9 protein-coding genes are annotated in these 9,221 nt (G+C 34.6%); 3 read left to right on the forward strand and 6 right to left on the reverse strand.

Features of this window, described 5'->3' with window-relative positions; genetic code table 11:
- Positions 1-855 precede the first annotated feature (855 nt).
- The gene (locus CCY16_RS01085) at positions 856-1,191 is read right to left on the reverse strand and encodes an outer membrane protein assembly factor BamE (RefSeq protein ID WP_088414296.1); all 336 of its coding nucleotides are present in this window, start codon (positions 1,189-1,191) and stop codon (positions 856-858) included.
- A gap of 131 nt (positions 1,192-1,322) precedes the next feature.
- Between CCY16_RS01085 and CCY16_RS01090 the strand changes: the two genes are divergently transcribed.
- Complete coding sequence (locus tag CCY16_RS01090; protein WP_011256466.1) at positions 1,323-2,318, forward strand: ribonucleotide-diphosphate reductase subunit beta; 996 nt, start codon at positions 1,323-1,325, stop codon at positions 2,316-2,318.
- A 294-nt stretch (positions 2,319-2,612) separates the two neighbouring features.
- On the opposite strand, the gene CCY16_RS06610 is transcribed toward CCY16_RS01090, so the two are convergent.
- The 5 genes from CCY16_RS06610 to CCY16_RS06615 form a co-directional block, all read right to left on the reverse strand.
- Positions 2,613-2,735 carry a hypothetical protein gene (locus tag CCY16_RS06610; protein WP_281250490.1) on the reverse strand — a complete coding sequence of 41 codons (123 nt, stop codon included), beginning with the start codon at positions 2,733-2,735 and terminating at the stop codon, positions 2,613-2,615.
- Positions 2,736-2,764: 29 nt separating this feature from the next.
- Positions 2,765-2,938, reverse strand: coding sequence for a hypothetical protein (locus CCY16_RS05485; protein ID WP_179946016.1), 174 nt, complete (start codon positions 2,936-2,938; stop codon positions 2,765-2,767).
- A gap of 124 nt (positions 2,939-3,062) precedes the next feature.
- Positions 3,063-5,720, reverse strand: a complete 2,658-nt coding sequence (gene secA / locus CCY16_RS01095) for a preprotein translocase subunit SecA (protein WP_088414298.1) — start codon at positions 5,718-5,720, stop codon at positions 3,063-3,065.
- 206 nt (positions 5,721-5,926) lie between these two features.
- Entirely contained in the window at positions 5,927-6,214 is a 288-nt protein-coding gene (locus CCY16_RS05760) for a transposase (protein WP_088414302.1), read from the reverse strand.
- A gap of 1,819 nt (positions 6,215-8,033) precedes the next feature.
- Positions 8,034-8,162 carry a hypothetical protein gene (locus CCY16_RS06615; protein ID WP_281250491.1) on the reverse strand — a complete coding sequence of 43 codons (129 nt, stop codon included), beginning with the start codon at positions 8,160-8,162 and terminating at the stop codon, positions 8,034-8,036.
- A gap of 237 nt (positions 8,163-8,399) precedes the next feature.
- Between CCY16_RS06615 and CCY16_RS05955 the strand changes: the two genes are divergently transcribed.
- Both CCY16_RS05955 and CCY16_RS05960 read left to right on the forward strand, forming a co-directional pair.
- Positions 8,400-8,588 (forward strand): hypothetical protein, encoded by a 189-nt coding sequence (locus CCY16_RS05955; protein ID WP_245800680.1) that lies wholly within the window; start codon positions 8,400-8,402, stop codon positions 8,586-8,588.
- Between the two features lie 237 nt (positions 8,589-8,825).
- Positions 8,826-9,107, forward strand: coding sequence for a tetratricopeptide repeat protein (locus CCY16_RS05960; protein ID WP_245800683.1), 282 nt, complete (start codon positions 8,826-8,828; stop codon positions 9,105-9,107).
- Positions 9,108-9,221 lie beyond the last annotated feature (114 nt).

Consider the following 9,221-nt stretch of genomic DNA (forward strand, 5'->3'; position numbering starts at 1 on the left):
TACCTTACTTTTGCTCTATCGTTATCTTTTATACTACCTTGTCTATCTTATTTTGCTACTCCGCTGAATGGATACGTAATTTCAGCACTTTCTTCCTGTCATGAAAATAGCTGATACACGACTACATAAATGTTGTGATTTAAGTCTAAGAGGGAAGAGTGTAATTCTAGTATCTCTTTTTTGTTACCTCAGTGCTTCCTTCTCCTGTCATTCCAGTACCCTCTTCTTGTCATGCCAGTGCGTGACACCATTTTCGTTTGTTTCTAAATTGCTTCAGATATAAATACTAAGAAATTTACTAAATAGAAAAAAAGGTAAAAGAAAACCCCGTGGTTGGCTAGTTATCTATATGTATTTCAAATATTGGCGTTTTCTATCCTAAACGCTATGACTCAGCTATTTTTATGCAACTAACCTAATGTTAAGAAACTTATCTAAGCAGGAAAAAAGGCAAAAAAAACCTAGGATAGCTAGTATTCAAATACTCCCTTATCAATTTGACATTTTCTACTATCTTAAACGCTTTATAAGCATATTTCAACTTATATAGGCAAAAACCCAGATTTATATAAAGACATAAGGTGCACATAGTACAAAAAGTTAAATATGATGTACCCAATACCCTAAATTTTTTGTCATTAACCTGCACAAATTATGAAGACAAGTAATAAATAGCTTTAATACTATGATAAGAAGACTATTAAAACCTGTCAAGCAAATTTTTGTATTTCTATGAGCTATCTGGTCTATATCAAATCACAATATTCGTGCAGTTGTGTGTCACACACTGGAATAACATCAGTAGTGCACAGTAAAATTTCATTTTTTACAGAGAAACTCCACAGCAGCAAATTTTCAATCAACAACAGCCAAAGACCTTTCTAAAACATCAATTTCTTCTACATTTGTAACTTTATCATCCTGATCGAATGAAATTTGCAGAGATTTACTACTATATTTTCTCTTTCCTAAGAAATTAACCTGTTTAACTTTATATGAGATATAGTACCAGATATGTTCATCGAATTTAGATATCAATGTCGGTGATCCTAGAGTGTGAATCACTTTTTCTTTATCATCACCTACTTTTATCTTGTTCCACAATTCAATACTAATGCCTGGAGCTCCGTGATTGTGAATAGTGTGACAGCTTACTAAAAACAACAAAATAAGAAATATTAGTACTCGCATCTCTATTGATAAATAGCTTAAAGTTACAATACACTAATAAATTACCTGTCGTCAAATTTTGTAAAAGTTAAATTGACTGATTTTTGATATCGCTTAATATAATATTTACTTTAGAAAGTAATAGGTATTCTATGTCATTGTTAGAAGCAGATCCAATATATAAACCTTTTAATTACCCTTGGGCGTATGATGCTTGGTTACAACAGCAAAGAATACATTGGATACCCGAAGAAGTTCCGCTTGCTGATGACGTGAAGGATTGGAAAATTAAACTTTTGAATGTGGAAAAAAATTTACTGACTCAGATTTTTAGGTTCTTCACTCAAGCAGACATTGAAGTAAACAACTGCTACATGAGGCATTATTCAAACATATTTAAACCAACGGAAATATGCATGATGCTCGCAAGCTTTTCCAACATGGAAACCATACACATTGCAGCTTATTCTTATCTTTTAGACACAATTGGTATGCCAGAAAGTGAGTATCAAGCATTTTTAAAATATGATGCTATGAGAAAGAAATATGAATACATGCTAGAATTTGAGGAAAGTAAAAAACACGATAAAAAGCATGTAGCTAAAACTCTGGCAGTATTTGGTGCATTCACCGAAGGATTGCAGTTATTTGCATCATTTGCAATTTTGCTCAATTTTCAACGCTTTGGAAAGATGAAAGGCATGGGACAAATAATCGCCTGGTCAGCACGTGATGAAACCTTGCATACTAACTCAATTATCAATTTATTCAATACGTTTATTAAAGAGAATAACGAAATTTGGAATGATGAGTTCAAAGAGGGACTATATTCTGCATGTCGCACTATTGTTGGACTTGAAGATGAATTCATAAAGCTTGCCTTTGACTTAGGAGACGTTGAAGGACTATCTGCAGAAGAGGTGCGTAATTACATACGCTATATAGCAAATAGACGGTTAATGCAATTGGGCCTGAAGCCCATATATGATATTAATGACAATCCTCTTCCTTGGCTTGATGAAATACTAAATGGTGTTGAACATACGAATTTCTTTGAAAATAGAGTAACAGAATATAGCCGTGCAGCAACCCAAGGCACATGGGAGGAAGCTTTTACTGAAGACGATACCAATAATAAAGAGCGCTAATTAGTCTTTTTACATTACCTACTATAATCTGATTAGCTTGACACTTGCACTTGGAACCTGCGCAAACAGCACTAAGCTGAGAACTAACAGTTCTATAAAATAAACTGATGAAACACTATTTATAGCATGCAAAATACTTATATAAATTTTAGAATACAAGATAAACCTAAAAAACTGTAAGTATAAAAAAGGAGCAAAGTGTTTGGTTTGAGTTATTTAATGATAGTGAGAATAGCAGCAATAATAGAAGCTATAGTAAGCATCTTAATAGGTCTTGCACTCTAAGTACCTTGATCAGTTTTTCACCTTTGATAAAGATGGAATTGTTGACAGCATCTCTGTAGTAACGTTAACTGCAGCTCTCATAACAAACTCACTCACCCCAAGGTCCACATAATCGCGATATAAGCAAATCATAAAAGCCACTATGTGCCTAGGTGGCTTATCTATTGGAAATACCGTAACTGGAATTGGCCTTGTTGTGCTGCCCCAATAACTAAAATAGATTCTCTGTTATCTTTACCAATGACAGCAAATTCTTTATTATCTATAATGATTACAGCACTATTATTCCTAATTGTAGCTGCAATTGGAATAGCTATTGCATCAAATAAAATCAAGAAATTAATGGAGTCATTAGAGAAAGAGCCTAGATCTTCCTAAAAAAACAAAAGAGGAATCACAAGAATCTATCAAACACGTTAAAAGAGATTAGCATATGTGAGCAAGCAACCAGCGGTGTTACTAACTCACCACAGTAATCGCACCGTGGCAGTGTTTGTACTTTTTTCCTGAGTTACAAGGGCATTTATCGTTTCTTGAAACTTTGGGAAGATTGTCTTTTCTAGTAGGGTGCAACCTACCACCTACTTCTTGGTTATTCACCAACTTAAAGTGCGCTAGACGATGAATGGTGAGCTCCTTCCCCTTTTCAAGCATACACTCAAATATCAAGAAAGCCTCGCGTTTAAATTCATTCAGTGGGTCCTTCTGCCCCATAGCGCGTAAACTTATGCTTTGCCTTAAGCTCTCCAGAATTGAAAGGTGTTCCCTCCATAAATGATCAAGTGTCATGATCATCACTTGCTTTACTATAGTATTCCACAAATCTGTAGTCTGCTGGCTATTGAAATATTTTTCTTTCTCAGTAAAGAATTCTTTTATCTTACCATCTATATAATCCAAAGCTTCCTGTTTGTTCAAAAACTTTGCCAAGTCTTTTTTATCAAGTGTTATGCCATACCTCATATGAAATTCTTTGGCTATATCTTCAACATAATCTTCGTAATAACCACCTTTTACTATACTTTCCATCACACTCTCATTTACTTCACTGTACACTTCAAACAGATCATTAATTTCATTGCCTAAAATGTGGTTTCTCTGTTTAAAAATAACTTTGCGTTGGTTATTGATCACATCATCAAACTTAAGTAGGGATTTCCGCACATCATAGTTCCTAGCTTCAACTTTCTTCTGCGCTTTCTCCAGTGCTTTATTGATCCATGGGTGATGAATAGCTTCGTTGTTCTTTAGCCCCACTCTTTTTAAAAAGCTTCTCATTCTATCAGAGCCAAATATTCTCATTAAATCATCTTCAAGCGATAAAAAGAACTTAGAAAGTCCAGGATCACCCTGACGGCCAGAACGGCCACGTAATTGATCATCTATCCTCCTACTTTCATGCCTTTCGGTTCCAATAACACATAAACCGCCAGCTTTCATAGCAATTTCTTTATCTCTTTTTACTCTTTCGATTATTTCTTGGTATTTTTTTTCTCTTTCATCAGCATTTTTGATCTTTTTCAGCTCCACTTTTGCTATCATTCCAGCATTTCCGCCAAGCTGAATATCAGTTCCACGCCCTGCCATGTTAGTTGCTATAGTAATATTACCTGGTACTCCAGCTTGTGCTATTATGTATGCTTCCTGTTCGTGATAACGAGCGTTCAACACTGAATGCCTAAGAGAATGATTTCGCAAAAGTGCAGAAAGTTTTTCAGAGTTTTCAATACTTACCGTACCAACAAGGACTGGTTGAAGGCGCTTGTGGCACTCTTTTATAAACTTCAACACAGCATTAAATTTTTCTTTTTCTGTACCATAAATTTCATCATCAACATCTATTCTCTTTACAGTCACATTAGTAGGAATTTTCACTACATTTAGTCTATATATATCGCGAAGCTCTTCTGCTTCTGTTGCCGCTGTTCCCGTCATACCAGAAAGCTTATTGTACATACGAAAGTAATTCTGAAACGTGACCGATGCTAGAGTTTGGTTTTCATACTGAATTTCAAGATTCTCCTTCGCTTCAAGTGCCTGATGAAGACCATCAGAATATCTCCTGCCTTCCATCATACGCCCAGTAAACTCATCAATAATTACCACCTTGCCATCCTTTACTATATAATCTTTATCAGCAGTGAACAGCTTATGTGCACGCAATGCTTGGTCTATATAATGAGTCATTATCATGTTGCCAGCATCATAGAGCGAGGATTTTTCAGAAATGAGATTATATGATCTGAGTAGTTCCTCTACTCGTGAAATACCATCTTCAGTGAGGAATACTACCCTACCCTTTTCGTCTACTTCATAATCAGAGTCAACTAATTTAGTAACTACTTTATCTATGTGCTTATATATTTGATTGTTTTCCTCAACCGGGCCAGAAATAATAAGTGGAGTACGCGCCTCATCAATTAATATGGAATCCACTTCATCTACTATCGCATAATTGAAGCCTCTCTGAACCATATCTTCTTGAGAAAATTTCATATTGTCCCGCAAGTGATCAAAGGCAAGTTCATTGTTTGTTGAATATACGATATCTGCACTATAAGCCTCTTTCCTTTCTTCATCTGTCAAATCATTCGTGATAAATGCAACAGAAACTCCAAGAGAGTTATACAATTTACTCATCCATTCTGTATCTCGTTTCGCAAGGTAGTCGTTAACAGTCACGACATGCACGCCTTTTCCTTCTAAGGAATTTAGGTATGCAGCTAGGGTTGCAACTAGTGTCTTCCCCTCTCCTGTTTTCATTTCTGATATCATGCCACTATGAAGGACCATCCCACCAATTAGTTGAACGTCGAAGTGTCTCATATTAAGAAATCTGCGAGAGGCTTCACGCACAACCGCAAATGCAGGTACAAGAAGATCATTTAATGTTTTTCCATTTTTCAATTCTCGTTTGAATTCCTCGGTTTTATTAGCAAGCTCCTCATCGGATAAACTCTGCATTTTTGGCTCTAGTGCATTAATTTGTTCAACAATCTTTCTGAAGGATTTTATTATCTTTTTATTTGTTGACCCAAACGTCCTTTTTAAAAAAAACGACAATATAAAAGTGAAAAATATAAGAACAATTGTTAAAATTATAGTAAAACCTGACATAAACTTAAGTAACGTCTATTTAATATGAGATTATATTACCAAACGTAGTCCGCAGCAATGATATATTAGATTTAGGTAGTGTCGACATTTATTTCAGCCAGAGATATATACTAGTGAGATGAACAAATGATAAAATGCCATAGCTAGTTTGTTATAACGAGTGGCAACTCTACGGAAATGCTTGATTTTGTTAAACATTCTCTCAATTAAATTCCTCTCTTTATATAACTCTTTATCATATTCTCTTGGTATTTTCTATTGGAACGTGATGGAGTAACAGGTTCAACGTTCACAGCTTTTGCTACCTCAACCACGTAGTTTGCATCGTAGCCTTTATCAGCAATAAGTGCTTCCACATATCCACCATCTATCAGATCTAAAGCTTTTGAATAATCAGATCTCTGGCCAGCAGTAACGAAAAACTTCAGTAGATTACCAAGAGCATCACAAGCAGCGTGTAATTTGCTTGAAAAGCCTCCTCTGTATCGTCCCAGCTCTTGTTCTTATCTACCAGTTTCCACATTTTTTTCCTGTACCGGCAGCATATTGATGTGTTCTGATTACTGTTGAGTCTATCATGAGCCATCCCGGGGTCTTTATTAACAGCTAATATATTGAAAATCATCTGCCAAATACCAGTTTTTCCCCATCTTATAAAACGTTTATGTATACTAGACCATTTTCCAATGCCCAGCTGGTAATGCTCTCCATGTCGCCCTGTTCTACCTATTCACATTACTGCAACTATGAATTTCCTGTTATTTTTTGGTACTTCTTCCTTTACCCCCTTTCTTACCTAGTAGACTGTCTTTATATTTTCTCCTATTGCTCATCCTTTAAATCTTATAGCATTCTCTTTACCTCATAACTAAAGGTTCCATTATATCACTATTCTTAATGTCGACAAGACCTAGGAAATCTTTTCAAATTAAGAGTTACAAGCAATTCCTATTCTCAAAGGCCTTCTATCAAAACACTAAAGATTCTATTGCATTACTTTAGGTATCTGGTAATCTTTAATTTTTTACAGGATGGAGTGACTTGTAGGTTTAGTAGGGTATGAATATAGAAAATAAACGGTTTGAAGTACTTGTTAATCCTACATTTAAGAAAAGAGCTGGCACGTCAAGAGTGATAAAGGTTGTAAGTATGAAGTAAAATTATCAATGCTGTACCTATTCCACGGGCTAAGTGGTGAAATTGACTTTTGGTTAGCACTAAACATAGGAGGTCTTAGAGCCTTTGATGATATTTCTTTTGAGAATAAAATTAGGAAAATAAATTGAGAATTGTCCTGGTCCAAGCTAAGCACTGCAATACACATAGTGCCTCAAAAAATATTACTTTTGAAGATTTGTTTACTGATGGAAACAATAGAAAGCGGCAGAAAGAGGATTTCAGATTGAACAAATATTTTGTTGAACCTTACCTTAAGATTAAGTAAAACACTGAGTTTCAAGACAGCAATACTACACTTGTCATTCATACTAATGTCAACGTGAATTAAAAAAAGGTCGAGCAAAGCAATATAGCATAGAGATATTAGAAAAGTATTTGAAAGAGTCTAACAGATAATAGTATTTTAAGCATCTATGAAGGTCAAAAAGGAACATGCTACAAAATAAAAAATCATACTAGACTGAAAAAATACTTCAGTTGTGATAGTGACAATAAGATAGAAGATTTTCTACTTAGAATAAGGTTTGTAGTTAATCAACCTAACCACTCAGATGATATTATTAAGAAAGAAATGGGGAATATATACAAAATATCAGACAAGAAAGACATTGACATGGTTTTTGACTTCGCACGTGGGAAGATAGAAGATGGTGGGAATAATAGGATAGCGAAGTTTCTTATCTAACAAGAAAAGATAATTATTTTAAGGAAGCTATAAAACATCTTTATAGTCTCAAACCTAGAGAGAGTCTATTTGAACAGTGGAACATTCCACCTAAAATAGATAATAGAAATTTCATTGAACGAGAATACCTTAATGAAAAAATATTAGATCATCTAAAAACAGAAAATGAGCCTGTCATATTAACTGCTCTGTATGGTCTAGGTGGAATAGGTAAAACACAGTCAGTGCTAGACTTCATTCAAAAACATGGGAAAGAATACAGGGAGTATGTTAGTTTAATATAAAAGACAAAAATCAGCTAACCAGTGAGTACGTTAAGTTTGGAAGAACATTAAACATTATTCACGATGACGACAAAGTTCCTACCACACAGCGAGCTTATTATGTGAAAAACTGGCTAAAGATTCTAAACGTGAAGTCTAGTTGTTGATTTATGATAATGTACCAAATTATGAAGTCATTTCTAAATTAAGGCCTACAAAAGGCAGTAAAATAATAGTTACATTCCGTAATACTGAATGGTCATAAGGAAGTATAGGTGTAGACGTTTTTACTCCTCCAGAATCAGAATCGTACATTAAGAAAATTCCAGGTCATGTTTCAGAAAGTGCTAGGCCAAATATAGGCACATTAGCAGAAAAATTAGGTAGCTTACCTTTGGCTTTGGCTCAGGCCTGCGCTTACATCAAAGAAAACAAAATGACCATCTTACGTTACTTAGAAATTTACGCAGAAAGGAAGCTTTATTTATTATCTTATAAAACACTGCCTAAGGATTCTAACCATGAGCCTGTGTTTATTACTTGGATATTACAATGAATGCAATTTGTAATGAATCTAAACTAGTAAGCAAGTTGTTAGTAGCCTTTGCATATTTAGACAATGATATTCCCCCAAATTTGCCAAGAATATTTCCTGGAGTTGTAGAGAGCAATTCTGAAAAAAACCTTTTGAAAAGAAGTATTAGGTATATTATTGAGATATTTGATGCTAGTATCCAATGAGCAAATAGAGTATTTCTATTCACTGTTTAGTACAAGATACAATTAGGCTAAAGTCAGAGGAAAGTAGAAAATTAAAAGAGATATAAAAACTGTTTTTCAATTATTAAAAAAAAGCCTCCCTGAAGACAGGGATAAATTAGAAGATTATACTTAGAAACGACAATTATTGCCGCATTTAGAAACGTTCTTATCACACACAGATAATTGGCTAGAAGAAAATCCTTTAAAAAATAGACAATGGAGAAGGATTATCTTGTGTATTTGTTAATATTGATAAGTCATGGATACTTTAGCTTAGGTAACCCTAAAAAACAACAGGAGTTGCCTGAACGGGCTTTACCTGTTTTTGAAAAACATTATGGACCTGACCATTTAAAAGTTGCTATTATACTTGCAAACCTAGGTATCGTTCATGGGGCTTTAGGTAAACACAAGAAAAGGAGTTACTTGAGCAGGCTTTACCTATCTTTAAAAAACATTATGACTCTGATCATTCAGAAGTTGTTAAATTGCTGGTAGAACTGGATAAAGTTTAGGGTTTTAGCAATACTAGGTGTAACCGTTTACGGAGATAAGGGATTTATAAAGTAGTTGTAAAAGTGTAAGGACATAAGAAGCTAAATATGGAGTGGG

Source organism: Wolbachia endosymbiont of Wuchereria bancrofti, from assembly GCF_002204235.2.
Lineage (GTDB): Bacteria > Pseudomonadota > Alphaproteobacteria > Rickettsiales > Anaplasmataceae > Wolbachia.

What these genes read in the sequence shown, in the direction of transcription:
- CCY16_RS01090 (WP_011256466.1), top strand. Translation starts at nt 1,323, where the DNA reads ATGTCATTGTTAGAAGCAGATCCAATATATAAACCTTTTAATTACCCT.
- CCY16_RS01085 (WP_088414296.1), bottom strand. Translation starts at nt 1,191, where the DNA reads ATGCGAGTACTAATATTTCTTATTTTGTTGTTTTTAGTAAGCTGTCAC.
- CCY16_RS05955 (WP_245800680.1), top strand. Translation starts at nt 8,400, where the DNA reads ATGAATGCAATTTGTAATGAATCTAAACTAGTAAGCAAGTTGTTAGTA.
- CCY16_RS06615 (WP_281250491.1), bottom strand. Translation starts at nt 8,162, where the DNA reads ATGTACGATTCTGATTCTGGAGGAGTAAAAACGTCTACACCTATACTT.
- secA (WP_088414298.1), bottom strand. Translation starts at nt 5,720, where the DNA reads ATGTCAGGTTTTACTATAATTTTAACAATTGTTCTTATATTTTTCACT.
- CCY16_RS06610 (WP_281250490.1), bottom strand. Translation starts at nt 2,735, where the DNA reads ATGATTTGCTTATATCGCGATTATGTGGACCTTGGGGTGAGTGAGTTT.
- CCY16_RS05960 (WP_245800683.1), top strand. Translation starts at nt 8,826, where the DNA reads ATGGAGAAGGATTATCTTGTGTATTTGTTAATATTGATAAGTCATGGA.